The organism is Parahoeflea alexandrii, assembly GCF_024105735.1.
GTDB classification, from domain to species: Bacteria; Pseudomonadota; Alphaproteobacteria; order Rhizobiales; family Rhizobiaceae; genus Hoeflea; species Hoeflea alexandrii.
Genome location: NZ_JAAAML010000001.1, coordinates 131,908 through 151,304 on the forward strand (window position 1 = coordinate 131,908; position 19,397 = coordinate 151,304).

Annotated in this window: 17 protein-coding genes; 1 reads left to right on the top strand and 16 read right to left on the bottom strand. The window is 59.7% G+C overall.

Annotated features, from left to right (window positions below; genetic code table 11):
• Nucleotides 1-17: 17 nt before the first annotated feature.
• Nucleotides 18-1,040 carry a quaternary amine ABC transporter ATP-binding protein gene (locus GTW23_RS00585; RefSeq protein ID WP_252914226.1) on the bottom strand — a complete coding sequence of 341 codons (1,023 nt, stop codon included), beginning with the start codon at nt 1,038-1,040 and terminating at the stop codon, nt 18-20.
• Between the two features lie 150 nt (nt 1,041-1,190).
• On the bottom strand, nt 1,191-2,177 hold the full coding sequence (locus GTW23_RS00590) for an ABC transporter substrate-binding protein (RefSeq protein WP_382265730.1): 987 nt from the start codon (nt 2,175-2,177) through the stop codon (nt 1,191-1,193).
• 239 nt (nt 2,178-2,416) lie between these two features.
• On the opposite strand from GTW23_RS00590, the gene GTW23_RS00595 reads away from it, so the two are divergent.
• Entirely contained in the window at nt 2,417-3,211 is a 795-nt protein-coding gene (locus GTW23_RS00595) for a DeoR/GlpR family DNA-binding transcription regulator (RefSeq protein WP_252914227.1), read from the top strand.
• A gap of 39 nt (nt 3,212-3,250) precedes the next feature.
• Here the strand turns inward: GTW23_RS00595 and GTW23_RS00600 are convergent, their stop codons facing one another.
• From GTW23_RS00600 to GTW23_RS00665, 14 genes are all read right to left on the bottom strand, one after another.
• On the bottom strand, nt 3,251-4,483 hold the full coding sequence (locus GTW23_RS00600) for a M24 family metallopeptidase (RefSeq protein ID WP_252914228.1): 1,233 nt from the start codon (nt 4,481-4,483) through the stop codon (nt 3,251-3,253).
• Nucleotides 4,484-4,652: 169 nt separating this feature from the next.
• Nucleotides 4,653-5,492: an ABC transporter permease gene (locus tag GTW23_RS00605; RefSeq protein WP_244615455.1), complete on the bottom strand. Its 840-nt coding sequence runs from the start codon at nt 5,490-5,492 to the stop codon at nt 4,653-4,655.
• 344 nt (nt 5,493-5,836) lie between these two features.
• A complete protein-coding gene (locus GTW23_RS00610; protein WP_252914229.1) occupies nt 5,837-7,420 on the bottom strand; it encodes an ABC transporter permease in 1,584 nt (527 codons plus the stop codon).
• Between the two features lie 92 nt (nt 7,421-7,512).
• Nucleotides 7,513-8,622 (bottom strand): extracellular solute-binding protein, encoded by a 1,110-nt coding sequence (locus tag GTW23_RS00615; RefSeq protein ID WP_152010436.1) that lies wholly within the window; start codon nt 8,620-8,622, stop codon nt 7,513-7,515.
• 78 nt (nt 8,623-8,700) lie between these two features.
• Nucleotides 8,701-9,801 (bottom strand): ABC transporter ATP-binding protein, encoded by a 1,101-nt coding sequence (locus GTW23_RS00620; RefSeq protein ID WP_252914230.1) that lies wholly within the window; start codon nt 9,799-9,801, stop codon nt 8,701-8,703.
• A gap of 398 nt (nt 9,802-10,199) precedes the next feature.
• Entirely contained in the window at nt 10,200-10,931 is a 732-nt protein-coding gene (locus GTW23_RS00625) for a DUF1194 domain-containing protein (RefSeq protein WP_425602789.1), read from the bottom strand.
• Between the two features lie 104 nt (nt 10,932-11,035).
• Complete coding sequence (locus GTW23_RS00630) at nt 11,036-12,202, bottom strand: carboxylate-amine ligase (protein WP_152010433.1); 1,167 nt, start codon at nt 12,200-12,202, stop codon at nt 11,036-11,038.
• 87 nt (nt 12,203-12,289) lie between these two features.
• The gene (locus GTW23_RS00635) at nt 12,290-13,252 is read right to left on the bottom strand and encodes a 2-hydroxyacid dehydrogenase (protein WP_252914232.1); all 963 of its coding nucleotides are present in this window, start codon (nt 13,250-13,252) and stop codon (nt 12,290-12,292) included.
• Entirely contained in the window at nt 13,249-13,449 is a 201-nt protein-coding gene (locus tag GTW23_RS00640) for a hypothetical protein (RefSeq protein ID WP_252914233.1), read from the bottom strand. Before GTW23_RS00640 ends, GTW23_RS00635 begins: the two co-directional genes overlap by 4 nt.
• Nucleotides 13,450-13,470: 21 nt before the next feature.
• On the bottom strand, nt 13,471-14,805 hold the full coding sequence (locus GTW23_RS00645) for an amidase (RefSeq protein ID WP_252915541.1): 1,335 nt from the start codon (nt 14,803-14,805) through the stop codon (nt 13,471-13,473).
• A gap of 2 nt (nt 14,806-14,807) precedes the next feature.
• Nucleotides 14,808-16,175 (bottom strand): TRAP transporter large permease, encoded by a 1,368-nt coding sequence (locus GTW23_RS00650; RefSeq protein WP_152010429.1) that lies wholly within the window; start codon nt 16,173-16,175, stop codon nt 14,808-14,810.
• Between the two features lie 34 nt (nt 16,176-16,209).
• On the bottom strand, nt 16,210-16,797 hold the full coding sequence (locus GTW23_RS00655; protein ID WP_152010428.1) for a TRAP transporter small permease subunit: 588 nt from the start codon (nt 16,795-16,797) through the stop codon (nt 16,210-16,212).
• Between the two features lie 105 nt (nt 16,798-16,902).
• Nucleotides 16,903-17,997 (bottom strand): TRAP transporter substrate-binding protein, encoded by a 1,095-nt coding sequence (locus GTW23_RS00660; RefSeq protein ID WP_152010427.1) that lies wholly within the window; start codon nt 17,995-17,997, stop codon nt 16,903-16,905.
• A gap of 216 nt (nt 17,998-18,213) precedes the next feature.
• Nucleotides 18,214-19,374 carry a cation:proton antiporter gene (locus tag GTW23_RS00665; protein ID WP_252914234.1) on the bottom strand — a complete coding sequence of 387 codons (1,161 nt, stop codon included), beginning with the start codon at nt 19,372-19,374 and terminating at the stop codon, nt 18,214-18,216.
• Nucleotides 19,375-19,397: the final 23 nt, after the last annotated feature.

The following is a 19,397-nucleotide window of genomic DNA, read 5'->3' on the forward strand; positions in this document are numbered from 1 at the left end:
GTTCGAGCTGGTCATGTTCAGCCCTGCAACATCAGCGAGACAACCGCGTCGCGGTCGAGCCGGCCCACGAGTTTGCCGGTGTCATCGGTCACGCCGAGATAGCTGACGCCATCGAGAAACAGCGGGGCAGCATCTGCGATGTTGGACCGGTCGGACACTGTCGGGCCTTCCGCGTCGCCGGGCTTTGCCGCGACCATCAGGCTGCGGGCGCGGATGACCTTGGCGCGGGCCACGCTCCGGGTGAATTCGGCGACATAGGATGTGGCGGGAGTGAGAACGATATCCTCGGGTGTACCAGCCTGGACGATTTCGCCGTCCTTCATGATGGCGATCCTGTCGGCCAGCCGAATGGCTTCGTCGAAATCATGAGTGATGAAGACGATGGTCTTGTGCAGCACGGTCTGCAGGCGCATGAACTCGTCCTGCATCTCGCGGCGGATCAGCGGATCGAGCGCCGAGAAGGGCTCGTCGAGAAACCAGATCTCGGGTTCGACGGCGAGCGAGCGGGCGATGCCGACGCGCTGTTGCTGGCCGCCGGAGAGCTGCCGCGGAAAGGCGCTTTCCTTTCCGGCGAGGCCGACGAGCTCGATCATCTCGCGGGCACGGGCCTCGCGTGCGGCGCGGCTCATTCCCTGGATATCGAGCGGAAAGGCCACATTGTCGAGCACGGTCAGATGCGGCAGAAGCGCGAAGTGCTGGAACACCATGCCCATCTGGTGGCGACGGATTTCGATCATCCGGGCCTGCGAGACCTTCAAGAGGTTCTCGCCCTTGAACAGCACATCGCCGCCGGTGGGCTCGATCAGCCTGGACATCAGCCTGACGAGCGTGGATTTGCCGGATCCCGAAAGCCCCATGATGACGAAGATCTCACCCTCGCGGACGTCGAGATCAACCCGGCGTACCGCCCCGACAAGGCCGGCTCTGGTGATTGCATCCGTTTCGGGTTGGCCGTCATGGGCTGCGAGAAAGCCGCTAGCGTCGGCGCCGAACAGTTTCCAGACATTGCGGCAGACAAGCTTGGCTTCGGGAGTGGTCATGGATTACCCGGTGGGGAATACTGTTGTCTTGGTGCCGGATCCGGCCTGGGACAGAACCGGGAGGATCCGTTGCGGGGTGACCGGCAGCCGGTCCCAAAGACCCGGCTGCCAATGCGATGCGGGTTCGGAAACAGCCCGCTCAGAGAAAGATCACTTCTTGATCCACTCCGACCAGCGGGCTTCATTGGCGGTCATCCATTCACCAACGACGGCAGAGACGGTCTTTCCGTCGAGATCGACCTCGGTAATCATCTTGCCCATTTCGTCATTGTCGATGGTGAAAGCCTTGATCGCGTCATAGGCGCCCGGCCACTTGTCCTTCACGCCGGCCCAGCCAACCTTCCAGATTTCGCCGAACGGTTTGCCGCAGTCATAGGCGGCATCCGGGTTGATGCCCGCTGAAGCATCATTGTAGCACTCGGAGGAGTATTCCGGGAACTCGATCCATGCGCCATCATATTTTGCGGGCGCCCAGTGCGGAGCGTAGATCCACAACATGATCGGCGCCTTGCGCTGATAGGCGCTTTCGAGTTCCGCAAACAGGGCCGCATCGGTGCCGGCGTGAATGACTTCGAAGGGCAGGTCGAGAGCCTCGACACGTTCGTCGTCAAAGCCGCCCCAGGTCACCGGCCCGCCAAGATAACGGCCCTTGGGTGCAGTTTCCGCGGTCGAGAAGGCCTCGGCGCAGGCTTCGTCCTTGAGCGCTTCCCAGTTCGGAAGACCGGGACATTTCTCGAGCATGTAGGACGGGTACCACCACTCTTCCTTTGCCTTCATCCCGGTCGGGCCGAAGTTCTCGACCTTGCCGGTCGCCGTGGCGGCGTCCATGGCTTCGCGGCCGGTGGTTTCCCACATTTCCATGGCGACATGGAGGTCGCCGGATTCCAGCCCGGCAAACTGGGCGAGATAATCGGCCTGGACGTATTCGATGGAATAGCCGGCCTTCTTGAGCACTTCGCCCATGATTTCGGTGGTGATCAGCTGGCCGGTCCAGTCATGGAGCGTCAGCTTGATCGGGTCTGTGGATTCCTGTGCCATTGCCGACGCGGACATGCCAAAGCACGAAGCGCCCGAGATTACGAGCGCTGCGGTGATTTGCCTGAATGTGCGGACGGAAAAGAGATTGGCTGAATGCATGTCGAGCCTCCTGTTCACCCTGTTTTATCCCGCATTCAGGTACATTCCCCGCAGAGCCGAAAAGGTCAGACGGCAGCGCACCCGTGCGCGACTTGTTAACCTCTTGATCCCACACCACACCCCCTACCTTGTCAATCAATTCTGTGGTTATTTTTTGCTTTGATGACCGGATTGTTTGGTTTTGATTGATAAGGAGGCGGGTCTCGCCTAAAAACAGAGCAGATCAGGAAGGCCTTCATATGCTGTCCAAACGTCACACAGAGATCATGCGGATACTGGCTGATGAGGGCACGGTCACGATTTCCGGGCTCGCAAGCAGGCTGGGTGTTTCACTCGAGACCGTACGCCGTGACGTGCGTCCACTGACCGACAACGGATCGGTGCTCAAGATCCACGGTGCGGTCGGACTGGCGGGGCAGGTCGGCGAAGCGCCGTTTCAGCGCCGGATGCGTGAGAATGCCGACGCCAAGCGACTCATTGCGCGGGCCATGGCGCAGATGATCCATGACGGCGATTCAGTTATGCTCGATACAGGGACCACGACAAGTTTCGTTGCGCGGGAGCTGCTTGGCCACAGGCGTCTGACCGTCGTGACAAACTCCTCCGACATCGCGCGGACGCTGGCAACGGTAAACGGCAACAAGGTCTACATGGCCGGAGGCGAGCTCAGGAGCGATTCCGGTGCGGCGTTCGGGGTCTCGGCGATCGAGTTCATCGCCAAGTTTTCGGTCACCCACGCGATCATCTCCGCCGGTGCGATCGACGCAGGATTGGGAGTGATGGACTTCGATCTCGAGGAGGCCGAGTTTGCGCGGATGATGCTGTCGCGCGGCGCTCACAGCTACGTGGTGACCGATCACACCAAGTTCGGCCGCCGTGGCTTGGTGCAGGTGGCGGGATTTGAGGCTATCGGCAATCTGGTGACTGACGAGCCGGTGTCCGACGAGATCGCAGCCACGCTGGAAGGCGGGGGAACGCGGCTGATCATCGGGGATCGCGCCGCGGTACCAGAAAGCGAGGCGCCGGGCGAATGAAGCCATCTGCTGGTGGCTCCACCCGCCCGAGCGGACCGGTTAGCGACGGATGATCATCTCGTCCGGGCCATAGGGGAAATTGGTGATGTTTTCCGCACCGGTTTCGGTGATGATGAAAATGTCATGCTCGCGATAGCCGCCGGCACCCGGCATGCCTTCCGGGATCATGATCATCGGCTCCATTGAGACAACCATGCCGGGCTCAAGCACCGTGTCGACATCCTCGCGCAGTTCCACGCCAGCTTCACGGCCGTAGTAGTGCGAAAGCACTCCAAAAGAGTGGCCATAGCCGAAGGACCTGTATTTCAATAAATCCCAGCCGCGGTACATGTCATTGAGTGCCAGGGCGATGTCCGAGCACTTCTTGCCCGGTGCCATCATGTCCGAGCCCGCTTTCATAACCGCGCAGTTCTTTTGCCACAGATCGAGATGGGCATCGGATGCCTCTTCGCAGAACAGGGTTCGTTCAATGGCGGTGTAGTAGCCGAAGATCATCGGAAAGCAGTTGAGCGACAGGATGTCGCCGCGGGCGATCTTCTTGTTGGTGACGGGGTTGTGTGCGCCGTCTGTCATGATGCCTGACTGGAACCAGGTCCAGGTGTCCATCAGTTCGACAAAGGGAAAGCTCGTTCCGATCTCGCGGACCATGGCCTGAGTGGAGGCGAGCGCCACTTCGTATTCCGGCACACCTTCAGCCACCGCCTCCATCACCGCGCGGGCGCCGACGTTGCACACACGCGTGCCTTCGCGGATGAGCGCGTGTTCCTCGGCCGATTTCATCGTGCGCATCCACATCGAGGCTTCGGCCACATCGACGAATTCCACACCCGGAAACGCATCGCCGAGCAGCTTGCGGAAATCGAGCGAGACGTGGTCGAACTCGATGCCGACACGGCGCGCGCCGGAGGGGATCAGAGATTTCAGCGCCGTGAAGAAGTTGTCCCGGCGCCAGTCGGAATAGATGATGTTGTCGCCATGGCTGCGCCGCCAGGGCTGGCCGCCGTCAATTCCCGCCGAGACGGTGGTGGCATTGTCCTGGGTCAAGACGAAGCCGAACTTGCGGCCGAAATAGCAGTAGAGAAAACCCGAGTAGTAGCAGATGCCCTGGTAGGAGGTGAAAACCGCGGCATCGATGTTCTTGGTCGCGAGATGGGCGCGCATCGCGTTCTGACGCCGGTCCATTTCGGCAGCAGAGAATGGCGACCATTCCTTGTCTCCGTTCTTCCATTGGAAGACGTGCAGCATATCGTCAGTGCTGTTTGGCTTTGTCATGTCGGGGATCGCTTCAATTGGGCCTGATGGCCCGCGACCCTATTGCCGCGGACGTTGGCCTGGCCGGGAAGTGAAACCGGCTTTTGTATTATAGGCCATCTGTCCTGTCATGCAGCTACAGAATTTGACATGGTCTGGTACCAGAGCGACACCGGAGCCCGGGCTTTTGTCAGCCCGGTGACAGGCCACGCAGGCGTTCGGACCGGCGGCGCAGCAATTCCACGACAGTCAGCAACATGATCGAAATCACCACAAGGATGGTGGCCACCGCGAGGATGGTCGGGCTGATCTGCTCCCGAAGGCCGGTGAACATCTGCCAGGGAAGCGTCTTCTGTCCGGCCGAACCCACGAAGAGAACGACAACCACTTCGTCAAACGAGGTGATGAAGGCAAACAGGCCTCCCGAGATCACGCCCGGCAGGATCAAGGGCATCTGTACCCGGAAAAACGTGGTGACCGGATCGGCGCCCATGTTGGCGGCAGCCCGGGTGAGGGACTTGTCGAAACCCACCAGTGTAGCGGTCACGGTGATGATGACAAAAGGAATGCCAAGTGCCGCATGGGCGAGGACAACCCCGACATAGGTGCCCTGCAGGCCGATGCGCGAGTAGAAGAAATACATGCCGGCCGCGGAAATGATCAGCGGCACGATCATCGGTGAAATCAGGATCGCCATGATCGCCCGCCGGAACGGCACATGCGGCTGCGACAGGCCGATTGCAGCCAGTGTGCCCAGCGAAACCGAGATAAGTGTCGCCGCCGGAGCAATCTGCACCGAGTTTTTCAGAGCCTGCTGCCAGTCCGGGTTGGTGAAGAAGTCGCGGTAATGCTTGAGCGAGTAACCCTCGGGGTCAAACGACAGCATTGCCGGGGTGAAGGTGAAGAAGTTCTCGGCGTTGAAACTCAGCGGGATGATCGTGAGAATTGGCGCGATGAGAAAAAAGAAGATCGCGCCGCAGATGAACTTGAAGGTGTTGTGCCAAAGCACCTGGCCTGGCGTGGCATAAATCGGCGTGCCGGCGCGGTAGCTGCCGGTGAACAGCCAATAGGACAGCCACGACAGCACGAAGCCGACGATCACGCCGCCGACGATACCGGCTGGGCCGGCGATCATCAGGCCTGCAATCGCAAACAGCGCGGTGGCTGCGAGGATGCCGGTGCGCGTCGAAGGAACAAAGCTTGCGAGCACCCATGCAAGAACGACGCCGCAGATCACGCCGAGGATGGCGCCCAGCAACGACACTCCGTTGGCTGTACCGACAAGGAAACCCATCGCGGCGCCGGCGAGTGCCATAAGTGGCAGGACAAAGCGGACAAGATCGACTGCAGGCTTGGTGTATTTGCTCATTGTTCTTATCCCAGGCTCACATTGTCGATGCCCACAATCCGGTCATAGACCCAGTAGAGCAGCAGCACGACCGCCAGCAGGATCGTCCCCAGCGCAGCCGCGAGGCCCCAATTGAGCGAGGACGAGATATGGTAGGCGATCCGGTTGGAAATGAAGGTGCCCGTCGTGCCACCCACCAGTTCGGGGGTGATGTAATAGCCGATGGACAGGATGAAGACGAGGATCGATCCGGCGCCGATGCCGGGCACTGATTGCGGGAAATACACCCGCCAGAACGCGGTCCAGTTGGTGGCGCCCAGCGATTTTGCCGCTCGCACATAACTCGGCGGGATGGTTTTCATCACCGAATAGAGCGGCAGGATCATGAAGGGCAGCAGGATATGCGTCATGGCGACGATGGTGCCGAACTGGTTGTTGATCATCACCAGCCGGTCCCCGTCGCCGACGAGTCCGAGCCAGACCAGGATATCGTTGATGACACCCTGTTGCTGCAGCAGCACCTTCCAGGCGGAAGTCCGCACCAGCAATGATGTCCAGAAGGGCAGCAGCACCAGGATCAGCAGCAGGTTGGAGGTCCTGAGCGGCAGGTTGGAGAGCAGATAGGCGATCGGATAGCCGAGCAGGATACACGAGCCCATGATGACCATGCTCATGAACATCGTGCGGCCGAACAGCAACATGTAGATCTGCTGGTTTTCGGGTTGAGCCTCGACGCCCGCCGGCGTCAGTTGGAGATCGACAGAGGAAAGGAAATAGCCTGCGGTGTAGGGCGAAGAGAAGGCCTTGATGGTACCCCAAATCTGCGCATCGGCCCAGTCCTCGTCGATGTCGAGAAACTGTTCGCGCAGCGAGATGGCCTCGAATCCGTCTACCGCGCTGTCGGCTGTCTGCAGCATCTCTGCCCCGGAGCCCGAATAAGCGGCGACGGCGGATGCGGGCTGCGCGATCAGATCACGATAGAGCATCGTGTAGATGAAATCTTCCGGCTGTTCTTCCGCCAGCACGTCGTTCTTGTTGGCCACGATCCGCTGCCAGGACTGCCAGGCGGAGGCGGTTTCGGGCAGAATTTCGGCCACCCCGGGCGACTGCATCATTGCCACCCAAACCGCCGGATCTTCCCATTTCGGGTCGAGAGCCTCGAACTGCTTGGTGTACTCGTCGGTGTCCATCCGGCCGATGCCGCGACCGGTCTTGCGCAACAGGGACGACATGCCGGTGGTTTCGTAATTGAGCCGGGATCCAAGGCGTGTATGGGTCTTGAATTCTTCCGCCTCCGACAAGTCGACGTAGAGCGCGGCGTAGACGTCGTCGCTCGGTGCAGCGGCATTGCCGTCTTCGTAATCCCACTGCTCCAGTGCGATCACGGTACGTGGAATGGTCTCGGAGACGATCTCGTTTTCGACCGAGCGGAACAACATGTCCGCGATCGGTGCGATGAAGCTTATCAGAACGAACAGGAGCAGAGGGGCGACCAGCGCCAGGGCCCGCAGTTTCTGGCGGCGAAGCGCGATCTGCAGGCTTTTCTTCAACGGAGTGCCGTCAGCAGAAAGCATGGGGCCAGTTGAAGGGCTGTTCGTGGCATCGGTCATGGGCCGGCTCCGTCCTGCTATCGCGTCAAATCATGCTGCAAACTTGGTGTGGAAGGGGCCGGCTGGCGGCCCCTTCCGATCTTTCTCGTCGATTACTGTGCGAGCCAGGCCTGGAACTTGGCGTCTAGGTCGTCGCGGTAATCAGCCCACCATGTGTAGTTGTACAGGAAGGTGTTCTTCGAGTTTTCCGGATCCGTCGGCATGTGCGGAGCCATATCGATGCCGAGGTCGGCATGCTGACCTACCAACGGTGCAGACGACTTGCGCGCCGGACCGTAGGAGATGTACTTGGCCTGGTCGGCCAGACGCTGTGTGTCGGTAGCGAACTTGACGAAGTCCTTGACACGAGCGAGGCGATCTTCGGGAAGACCGGCCGGGATGATCCAACCGTCAAGGTCGAACACCTGGGCGTCCCAGAGCATGGCGACAGGCTGATCCTGCTCTTCGATCAGGCTGAAAAGACGGCCATTGTAGGTCGAACCCATGACGACTTCGCCGTCAGCGAGAAGCTGTGGCGTATCCGCGCCGGCAGACCACCAGACGACCTGGTCCTTGATGGTGTCGAGCTTGGCCAGCGCCTGTGCCTGGCCTTCTTCCGTTTCAAGCACGTCATAGACGTCCGCCTTGGCGACACCGTCGCAAAGAAGGGCCCATTCCATGTTGTTGATCGGACGCTTTTCGAGCGCGCGCTTGCCCGGGTATGCTTCGAGGTCAAACACGTCGCAGATGTCGGTCGGCGGGGTGTCGCCAACCATGTCGGTGCGGTAGCCGAATGTCGTGGAGTAGACGATCTGCGGGATGAAGCAGTCGCTGACGATCAGGTCGCCGAAATCGTCGGATGCCGATGAACCATCATCGCCCGCGGCCAGCAGCTCATCGGGATCATATTCCATTGCCAGGCCTTCGTCGCAAAGGCGGATGGCGTCCGCAGCAACCACATCGACCAGATCCCAGGTGATGTTGCCTGCCTCGTTCATGGCGCGGAGCTTGGCCACAGCTTCGTTGGAGCTTTCGTCCCAGATCACTTCGACATCAGGATGCATAGCCTTGTAGGGCTCGGCATAGGCATTGATCTGGCTTTTCTGGTAAGCGCCGCCCCAGCTGACAATGGTCATTGAGTCCGCCATGTCGGCGGCATGGGCATGGGCGCCGGTCATCGCAAGTGCGGCTCCGCACATCAGTGTTGCGAGTTTGGATTTCATGTTTGTTCTCCTTGTTAGGATACCCGTTTATGGTTCCCCCCATGGATCGGGCCGTCGCTTGGGGGTGTGGTCTAAGGCTTAGGCGTCGAGCGCCCGGCAGTCCTGAGGACGCCAGCCAATCTCGATCATTTCACCGGGCTTGAGCCGGCGTTGGTCGGGTGCATTACGGGTCTTGACGATGAAATCGTCCTTGCCCGCCACCCGCAGCCGGGTGCGGTAGATGTCACCCATATAGATGAATTCCAGCACCTCAGCCTTGAGAGTGTGAGCGTCCGGTAACAGACGTTCACGGTTGAATTCGACCCGTTCGGGGCGAATTGAAACCAGAGTCCTGTCGCCGACCCCGCTGACATTGACAGGGACTGTGTCGATCAGATCGCCATTGTCGAGCCTCACAACCGCGAGGTCCTTGTCGATCTTTTCGACTTTGCCCATCAGCGTATTGTTTTCGCCGATGAACTGGGCAACGAAGCTGTTCTTTGGTTGCTCGTACAGCTCATCCGGCGGGGCGAGCTGCTGAATCCTGCCATCCTCGAAGACAGCGACGCGGTCCGACATGGTCAGAGCCTCGGTCTGGTCGTGTGTGACGTAGACGACCGTGATGCCGAGATTGTCGGAGATGTGCTTGATCTCGAACTGCATGTGCTCGCGCAGTTGCTTGTCGAGCGCGCCGAGAGGTTCATCCATCAGAACCAGTTCGGCTTCGAACACCAGTGCACGGGCCAAGGCAATGCGCTGCTGCTGTCCGCCGGACAATTGTGCCGGCCTTCTGCCGCCGAAATCGCCCATCTGCACCATGTCGAGCGCCCGCTTGACCTTTGCCTCGCGTTCGCTCTTGCCGATCTTGCGAACTTCAAGCGGGAAAGAGAGGTTCTCGGCCACCGTCATGTGCGGGAACAGGGCATAATTCTGAAAGACCATGCCGATGCCGCGCTTGTGCGGAGGGATGTTGTTGATCTCCTTGCCGCCCAGCCTGATCGCACCGTTGGTGGCGGTTTCAAAACCCGCAAGCATCATAAGGCAGGTCGTCTTGCCGGAGCCCGAAGGCCCGAGCATGGTCAGGAATTCGCCCTTGGCGATGGAAAGGTTTAGATCCTTGACGACGAGATTTTCGCCGTCATAGCTTTTCTGTACACCGTCGAACACGACGAACGAGTCATCCGTGTTGGTTGAGACCAAAACACGCTCCCTAACTTGCTGCGGGCTGTTGCGCCCTTCCCCTTGTCAGAAGACCCAAGCGCTTCATTGCGCCATGACCCTCCTGTCGATTACGTTGGCGTTCCGTTAAGAACGCTCTTAATGGTTACAGATCATGGCACAGCTGTCCACCCGCACCGCACAATGAATCGAAAATCACCGAAATTGCCGGCTTTTTGCGCGATTTTGACGGCATTCCGAGCAGCTCGGGTTTGATATGGCGAGCACGCGAATTGCAGCGGTATCAAGCCTTGAGGCCGGATTTTCGATCGGCTGGAGCCCTGCCGAAGCGTCAGTTTACACGAGAGCGTCCGCGGCAGGATTTCCGCACAGAAGAGTAGATCATACCCGCTAAAGGTGCGCTGCACCATCGAGTTAACTCAATTATTGCGTGCAAGACTGGCGCCGTAGATCTCGCGCAAGAGTTTCTGTTTCATGGCCGTTTCGTAGTCCTCGAACTCGGCGGCAACGATGACAAAAGCACCAGGCCCATAGGCGACTTCGGATTGATAGTAGGACACTGGATCCGGATCTGCCCCCTGGATGACCAGCCCGTTGACGGTGACATTGCTGAAGTCGAAGTTCCGGTAGGCGAGATCGGGTCCAAATCCTTCGTTGTTGACGCCGTCGCCGGAGACGTCGATCACGGCACGGGCGCATTGCAGTGGCGCGTTGCGCAACCGGGTTGAGGCATGACCCAGAGCATAGCCCAGCGCGGTCGGGAAATTTTCAAAGACCCGTTCATGAGCTTCTATGCGTCCTGCAAAAGCGAGAATATCCGCATCGGTTGACAGCAGTACCCATGGGGTGATCGTGACCTGCTGGTAACGGCCGCTCCATTCCAGTGCGGTGGCCTGTATGCCTCCCGTTTCCCTGATTGCCTGCCGGACCTGCGGATCGCGCAAAGCGCCTGCGAGGCCGCCGGTTTGCAAGGCGAACTCCTCGGTGTCCACGCTGGATGACACATCCAGCGCAAGCAAAAGCGAAAGCCCGCAAATCGGTTGGGCAAAGGCCTGCGGTTGAGAAGATCCCGTCAAGGCTGTCAGGCCGGAGAGGAGAATGGCTGATATGACCGGAACTCGGATAACTGAACCTTCCGTTGGTCTTGGCATCCGCGCTGATGCCTCAGATGTCTGGGCCGATCATGCCGGACGCGACGGCAAAAGCCAAATGTGACCACCAAGCTTCATCTTTTTCAGGCCTGCGCCAAGCGTGGTCAACCGGTGACGAGTTCCGCGTTGCGGTGTGCTTCGAGCCCCGTGCTGAACTCCGCGATCAGGGATCGGACCACCTCCCTGTGCGCTTCCTTGGTGCTCGCGCCTCCTGCCACCGCGGTGGCGTAGACAGAACGTTGCCGGTCTGCACTGGTGCCGTCTTCGACAATCCTCCGGACGGCCTGTACTTCAGCCCAGCAGCCCAGTTCGATTGCATCTTCGCGCACAAGTTCTATCAGCTCCTCAAGCAGATCAGCAAAGTCTTCAACAGTCCCCTTGCCGAAATCGATCAAGCCGTTGGAAACGCCGTAACGCTGCGCGCGCCAGCGGTTCTCGCCGACAAGAAACCGGTCATGGATCCGCCATCTCTGGTTTCTCGTCCGCAGGCGCCAGAGCATGTGCATGATCGACTGGGTCAAGGCGACAATGGCCAGCGTATCATCAAGCCGCGGTGAGACATCGCAAATCCGCGACTCCAGTGTCGGGAAGCGGTCTGAGGGCCGCAGGTCCCACCAGATCTTGGTGCAATCCTCTATCAAGCCGGTATCGATGATTATCTGGACGGACCGGCGATATTCGGACCACGACGAAAAGCGCGGTGGTAGGCCGGTTCTGGGCAGATTGTCGAACACTGTCAGCCTGTAGGAATTCAGCCCGGTATCGTCTCCCTTCCAGAAGGGAGAGGAGGTTGAAAGGGCGAGAAGATGGGGCAGAAAATATGGAAACTGGGCCATCAGATCGATGCGGGTTTCATCGTCGTCAATACCGACATGAACATGCATCCCGCAGATCAGCATCCGCCGCGCGACGCCGCCAAGATCGCGCTCGAGTTCACGATAACGTTCCTTGTCGGTGAAATGCTGCTTGTGCCAGTCCGCGAAAGGGTGACAGGAGACTGCAAGCGGAGCCATGCCGTAATTGCCGGCAATCCTGGCGATTACCGATCGCAGATGCGCGAGGTCCCGGCCTGCCTCGGCCACGGTCTGGCAGACTTGCGTACCCACCTCGATCTGGCATTGGAGGAACTCCGGGCTGACCTGCCCTGCAAGTTCCGCCGCGCAATCGGCCATGAGGGATTCAGGGGCCGCAACAAGGTCGAGCGTCTCGCAATCGACAAGCAGGTATTCCTCTTCCACCCCGAGGGTGAAGCTGGGTTCAGGATAGCTCATGGGAGGATTTGAACCTGAAAACGATCATGGCGCAAGATGGGTCTGTGATGGTTGAGGCGACGGGTCCGCAGAACGCTGAAGACGTTGTTAAAGAAGGTCTTTCGGTGTTCGGCCGCTGAAAAACGCGTCGACATTGTCGAGCGCCCTGAAGCCCATGGCGTCGCGTGTTCGCACTGTGGCGCTGCCGATATGGGGCAGCATGAAGATGTTCCTGTGCGCCGAAAAGGAGGGGTTGCCGCCGGGCTCGGTGACAAAGCAGTCGAGACCGGCCGCTGCGATGTGACCGCTCTCGATGGCCGCGAGCAGGGCGCTTTCATCGACCAGCGCCCCCCGTGCGGTGTTGACGAGAACAGCGCCGGCTGGCAGCAATGCCAGGCGTTCTGCATTCATCAGGCCGGTGGTTTGGGGTGTCGCTGGGCAGTGCAGTGACAGGAAGTCGGCCTTCTCCAGCAGGCTTTCCACCGATGCATGGTAGGTGGCGCCGTGCTCCTGGTGAGGTGGCAGGCGGGTGCGGTTGTAATAGTGGATGTCCATGTCGAAGCCGCGCGCCTTGCGGGCGAAGGCCTGACCGACGCGCCCCATGCCGACAATGCCCAGACGCGCCCCCGTGACCTGCTTGCCGACCATGAAGGAGGGGCTCCAGAAATCCCAGTTGCCTGACCGGACCAGATGGTCGCCCTCGGCAGCATGGCGGGCAGAGCCAAGCATGAGCAGCATGGCGATTTCGGCTGTGGCGTCGGAAAGCACATCCGGCGTGTTGGTAACAACGATGCCACGGGCTTTCAGGGCGGGAAGATCGCAGTGATCAACGCCGACCGAATGGTTGGCGATGATCTTCAGGCGCGGATCGAGCTTCTTTGCAATTTCGGCTGTGAACCGTTCTGAATGACAGGGAATGATGGCGTCGACCTGTGCGCTCATTGCCACCAGATCGTCGTCCGAACTCAGGCCATCGTCGAAATTGATGACGGCGTCGTAGTCGCGTGCCGCACGTTCAAGGGTCGCGTCGGAGAGCCTGCGCGTGACCCAGAGCTTCGGCTTGCCAGTCATTCGTTGTTCCTGCGCACGCATTCATCCCAGAAGTCGTAGATTGCCATCCCGAGCACGACAATGATGATCATCATGAACGGAAATCCGCCCCAGAAGCCGGCGAAGCCCGTGGAGATACTGTGCGACAAGCCAACCACGAAGATGACAAGCAGCGCTGTCCCGATGAAGCCGGCAAGCAGTTTAACTGTGTAGGACATGATTTTCTCCTTTGGCGGGCTTCATGCTGTTTCCTCCGCCAGTCTGTTCTGCAACCAGCCGGCAGTCCTGAGCAGCCGGTCATCCTTCTCGGCAGGTCCGATCAGTTGCACGCCGATCGGCAAGTCATTGTCGCCAACCAGTAACGGCAGGGTGACTGATGGCAGGCCCGCGAGCGTCCACAACGTGCAGAAGACCGGATCCCCGGTGCCCTGCTCGGACATCGGAGCCTCGCCCGCAGCGCTCGGTGCGATGATGGCATCGAATTCGACGAAGAAATCCGCGAAGAACTTTTCGGCTGAAGCCTTGACGGCAAGTGCGTCTTCATACTGGGTCTTGCTGATCCGTCGGCCGCGCTCGACAACGCCTTGCAGGAGCGGACTTACCTGGCTCCAGTGGGTGTTAAAACTGTCGGCCAGATGCATGCAGATTTCGTATTCATGGATGGTGGCTTGTACCGCAACCAGCCCAGCCATGGTATCGGCCGGCTGGAGCCGCGTTGCCTGTTTGCCGAGAGTTTCCATGACTGCTTCCAGGCCTTCGCTGGCGTCGCTGGCAAGGCGATCGTGAAACGGCATGTCAAAAAAGGCAAAATCGGGTTCCACGGGCGCCGTTTCCGCCGCGCCTCTGGCCATGGCTGGTCTTGGCCTTGCAAAACTTGCCGGATCGGTCTGGTCATAGCCGCCCAGGGCGTCGGCAAGCAGCGCGACATCACCGAGTGAGCGGCCAAAAACACCGACCTGGTCGAGCGAGACCGAGGTCTGCAGGATCCCGCGGCGCGAGATGATGCCCCTCGTCGGCTTGAAGCCATAGACACCGCAGAAGGATGCGGGGCGGATGACCGAGCCGTTTGTCTGGGTGCCAACCGCCAGCGGCACGTGGTGGGCTGCTACCGCCGCGGCGGATCCGCTTGAAGAGCCGCCGGGGGTGCGATCGGCATCGTGCGGATTGCGGGTGTGGCTGGGATTGAGGAAAGCCAGCTCGGTGGTCACCGTCTTTCCCATGATCACAGCGCCGGCATCGCGCAACCGTTCAACCATCGCGGCATCGGCGTCGGGCCGCCTCCCGGCAAAGATAGGTGTGCCGCGCTCGGTCGGCATGCTGGCGGTATCGACGATGTCCTTGAGGCCCACGGGTACGCCATGCAACGCCCCAATGCCGAAGCCTGCACGCTTGATCCGGTCCATCTCCGATGCCTGCTCAAGAGCCTGCTCCGGATCAAGATGAGCCCAGGCATGGATCGCCCCGTCGGTCTGCTCGATCCGGGCAAGGCAAGCCTTGACCAGATCGACCGAACTGATCAGCCCCTGCCTGATCTGCTGGGCAGCTTCCTGTGCTGTCAGCGATGCGGGATCCATCTTCACGGGATGTACACACCGAAGAGATAGTCGGGGAACCACAGTGCGATACCGGGGAACTGGTACATGATCACCATGGTCAGGATCACAATGCCGAGATAGGGCATGATCCCGCGGAAGATCTCCATGAGTTCGATCTGCTTCTTGAGCACGCCTTTGAGATAATAGGCCGACATGGCCATGGGCGGCGTCAGGAACGAGGTCTGAAGATTGAGCGCCACCAGCATGGCGAAGAAGTACGGGTTGACCCCGAAAACCTCGAGCAGGGGCAGGAAGATCGGCACAAAGATGATCAGGATCTCCGACCATTCCAGCGGCCATCCAAGCAGGAAGATGATGACCTGGGCGAGGATCAGGAACTGCCAGGGTTCGAGGTCCATGCCACCGACCCAATGGGCGATGATGTCGTGCCCGCCAAGATAGGAGAAGACGGAGGCAAAGGTCCAGGAGCCTACGAACAGCCAGCACACCATGGCCGTGGCCTTGGCGGTCAGGAAGACGCTTTCCTTGAGTTTCTTCCATGACATCGACCGGTAGAGGATGGCCAGAACGATGCCGCCCAGCGCGCCCATTGCAGCGGCCTCCGCAGGTGTCGCGAGACCGCCGAGGATGGACCCCAGAACAAGCGCGATCAATACCGTCAGCGGAACGAAACTGACGAGCAGGTTCCAGTAAATCTCGCGCGGTGGCGGGACGTCATCCATCTGGGGCTTGGGCGCCAGGCTGGGGGTGATCCAGACCCGAACCATCACATAGACGATATAGAGGCCAGCGAGCAGCAGGCCTGGAAAGACCGCAGCCGCATAAAGCCGCAGCGGCGACAGGTCGGCGATCGCCGAGTAGACGATCAGCATGATCGAAGGCGGAATGAGGATGCCAAGCGTGCCACCCGCACAAATCACGCCCGAGGCGAAGCTCTTGTTGTAGTTGGCGTTGGCCATGGCCGGGAACGCCAGAAGGCCCATCAGCGTCACCACGGCTCCGACGATCCCGGAAGCTGTCGAGAACACCGCGCAGGTGAGAAGCGCAGCAATCGCCAGGCTGCCGGGCAGGTTGCGCGCGGCCATGTAGAGGGAGAAGAACAGCTTGTCGACGATGTTGGCCCGTTCCACCACATATCCCATGAACAGAAACAGCGGGATGGCCACCAGCGTGGGATTCTCCATCACCGAATAGGTATTCTGGTTCAGGAGATAGAAGATGTTGTTGTTGAAGATGTCGGTGAAGGTCTCGATCGGGTGACCCTGATGGTAGGCGTAATAGCCAAAGCCGACACCCATGGCCAGCAGGGTGAAAGCAATCGGAAAACCCAGCAAGACCAGCACGATAAACAAGCCAAGCATAAGCAGGGCGACTTCGGGATTTGTCATCTCTTACTCTTTCTCACAGCGCCATGCGAAATTGCTATTTGCCCGGAATGACGGAACGGATCGTGTCCATGTCCGCTTCCGTGAGCAGGTCTTCTGTCTCTTTCACGTCCGCAAGCCTTTCGGGCCAGACGCCGTGCCGCATCGCGATGACACAGCGAACAAGTTCGGCCGCGCCCTGGATCATGAGCAGTGCGCCCGACACCGGGATCAGCGACTTGAAGAAATAGATCTGGATGCTTGCCGGGCTGTTGAAGCTCACTTCCTTGTAGCGCCAGCTGTCGGAGGCGATTTCATAGCCGAACCACACCAATGCGAGGATACCGGGGAAAAAGAAGAGGAAGTAGAGCACGAAATCGAGGGTGGCCTGCACCCTGACCGGGAACAGGCGGTAGACCACGTCTGCCCTGACATGGGTGTCCTGAGCCAGAGCGTAGGCGCCACACATCAGAAACAGTGCGCCATACATCTGGATCATCATGTCGAAGGCCCAGACGGTCGGAGCATTGAGCACGTAGCGCACGAAAACCTCGTACGAGACCGACAGGGTGAGGATCAGGATACACCAGCCGAAGGCCCTGCCGACCCAGAGGCTCAAACCCTCCACGGCGTAAACAAATTTCATGAGTTGCCCCTCCAGAATAGCCGGGGTGTTTGTCGCCCACCCCTAGGCGCTGGACGTCCGGGGATCGCAAGGAGCCCCGGACTATCCGATTGTCACGCTTCCAGATCAGCCGAAGTAGTGCTTGTAGGCCTGCTGATAGTTGGGCTGGTTCAGGTTGAGATAACCCATGACATTCTTGGCGTAGGCCATCTGCGATTCCATCACCTTGGCGAAGAAGGGGTCTTCATCGGCAATCCGCTTGGTGACCACATCCCATGCTTCGAGCTGTGCGGCCATCACGCTGTCGGGCGTACGGAAGACGCTGACGCCATCCTGCTCCTGAAGCTTGACGAGGTCGTCAGCGTAGCGCTTGGTGTTGCCCCAATAGAAGCCTGAGTTCTCGGCCATGGACGCGTTGCGGATGATCGCCTGGTGTTCCGGCGACAGCGCGTTGAACTTGTCCTTGTTGATCGTGACCTCGAAGCACTCCTGGCTCTGGTGGTAGGATGCAAGGTGGTAGAACTTCGAGACGTCCTGCATGCCGAAATCGCGGTCGGAGGTCGGGTTGTTGAACTCCGCGGCGTCGATCAGGCCGGATTTCATCGCCGGCTGGATTTCGCCGCCCGGCAGCTGCACCACGGACATGCCCATTTCGAGGAGAACGTCAGCAGCGAGGCCAACGGTCCGGTACTTCAGCCCCTGCATCTGGCTGGCGTCGGTGATCTCCTGCTGGAACCATCCCAGCGGCTGCGCCGGCATCGGCGAGTTGAAGAACGAGACGACGTTCAGACGCAGATTGCTCATCAGCTCGTCGAACAGCTCCTGGCCGCCGCCGGCATATATCCAGCCCAGCATTTCCTGGCTTGACCAGCCAAAGCAGGGGCCGGTGCCGAAGAGCGAAGCCGCCTTGGACTTGCCGTACCAATAGGCCGACACGTAGTGCGCTGCATCGAGCACGCCACGGTGGACCGCGTCCTGCATCTGGCTGGTCTTGACAACGGCGTCGACGGACAAGACTTCGATGACCAGGGATCCGCCTGACATTTCGTTGACACGGGCGGCAAACGACTGAGCGTTCTCGAGAAAGATACCGCCGCCCCAGGCGGCCTGCATCTTCAGCGTGGTCGGTGCGTTCTGGGCGATTGCCGGGGTTGCGAGAGCGGCAGCACCGGCGACAGCCGAACCGCGCAGGAATCTTCTGCGGTTGAGTACGTTGGACATGTTTCCTCCCAAGGAAATATTTTGCTTAACAGTTTTTCGGTGCTGTCTTTATTCGTTCCCTCCGCTTGTTCTGGCTCGATCGGATCGAGCTGAACAATATGACAGCGAATTCATAGTGTCATTTGAATGCATTGATGGCAAGCGCACGATCCTTGCCCCCGCAGGTTTTCAGGCTGCAATTCAAATTCATTCATTGGTCTTTAGTCGTATAGGCGATTACGCTGGACTTACACGGCGGATGGCGGTCTGGGTCAAAAACGGACCGATCAACTCAAAGGCAATGGTGCTTGCGACTGCAACGGCGAGCAACAGCTCTCCAATTTCTGGAAAGCGCTCGCTGGCCACGAGGGCCATGCCGATGGCGACGCCCGCTTGGGGCATCAAGCCCAGTCCGGTCATTCTGCTTTCATGATGGGGCAGTCCGGCCAGGCGGCCTCCGGCCCAGCCGCCAAGCAGCCGGGCGAACGCGCGCAAGATGAAATAAGCAATGCAGATGTAACCCACTTCCATCAGGTTTCCGGTCTTTAGGGAAGCGCCGGCCATGACGAAGAACAGCAGCATGAACGGCCACTCGATTCGTTCGATCTCGTGGAACGGGCGGTCGTGGTGGCGAGCCAGGTTGACGATGGTGGTGCCGCAGACCATGCCGGTCAGCAGGAATGATACCTGGAAGTGCAACGCCAGGCCCGCGCACAGAAAGACCAGGCCGATGGCCTCTATGAGCGTCGGTTCGCCGGGCTTTATCCGCCCTGTGAGAAATGCTGCGGGCAAACCGATGGCAAGCCCCAGCGCGATGGCTCCACCTACCTCTGTCGCCCCGTGGATCAGTGCCATTGTGGCATTTTGATCGACCATGATTCCGGCCAGTGTCATTGCCATCGAAAAGGCAAGCAAGCCCCAGGCGTCATCAATGGCGACAATCCCGAGCAGGTTTGTGGCAAACCTGCCCTTGGCTCCGGCCTGGGTAATGACGTCATGGGTTGCGGCAGGATCGGTGGCGGCCGACATGCCTCCCAGAAGCACCGCGATCCCCACTGGCAGACCGATAAGCCAGAGGCCGGTGGCCACCACAGCGACCGACACGGCAACGAGGGTCAGCGATATGATCATGATCTCACGGCCATGAGACTTCAGTGTCTCGGGACTCAGACTGCCACCGAGCAGGAAAGCGACCATGGTCAGGGCTGTCGGAGCATAAAACTCGTCGGACTTGTTGAAGTCATGCGGTAGCCAATCAAGCAGGGGTGGTCCGACGACGGCTCCCAGCAGGATCAGCAGGGTGACACGGGGAACGTGAACGATGCGGCCGACCTTGTCGAGCAAAAGCCCGGCAAGAAACAGAATGCCGACCGCGATGAGTATTTCGGAATTGGCCATCGGTTCCCGCCCTTGGTGTCAGA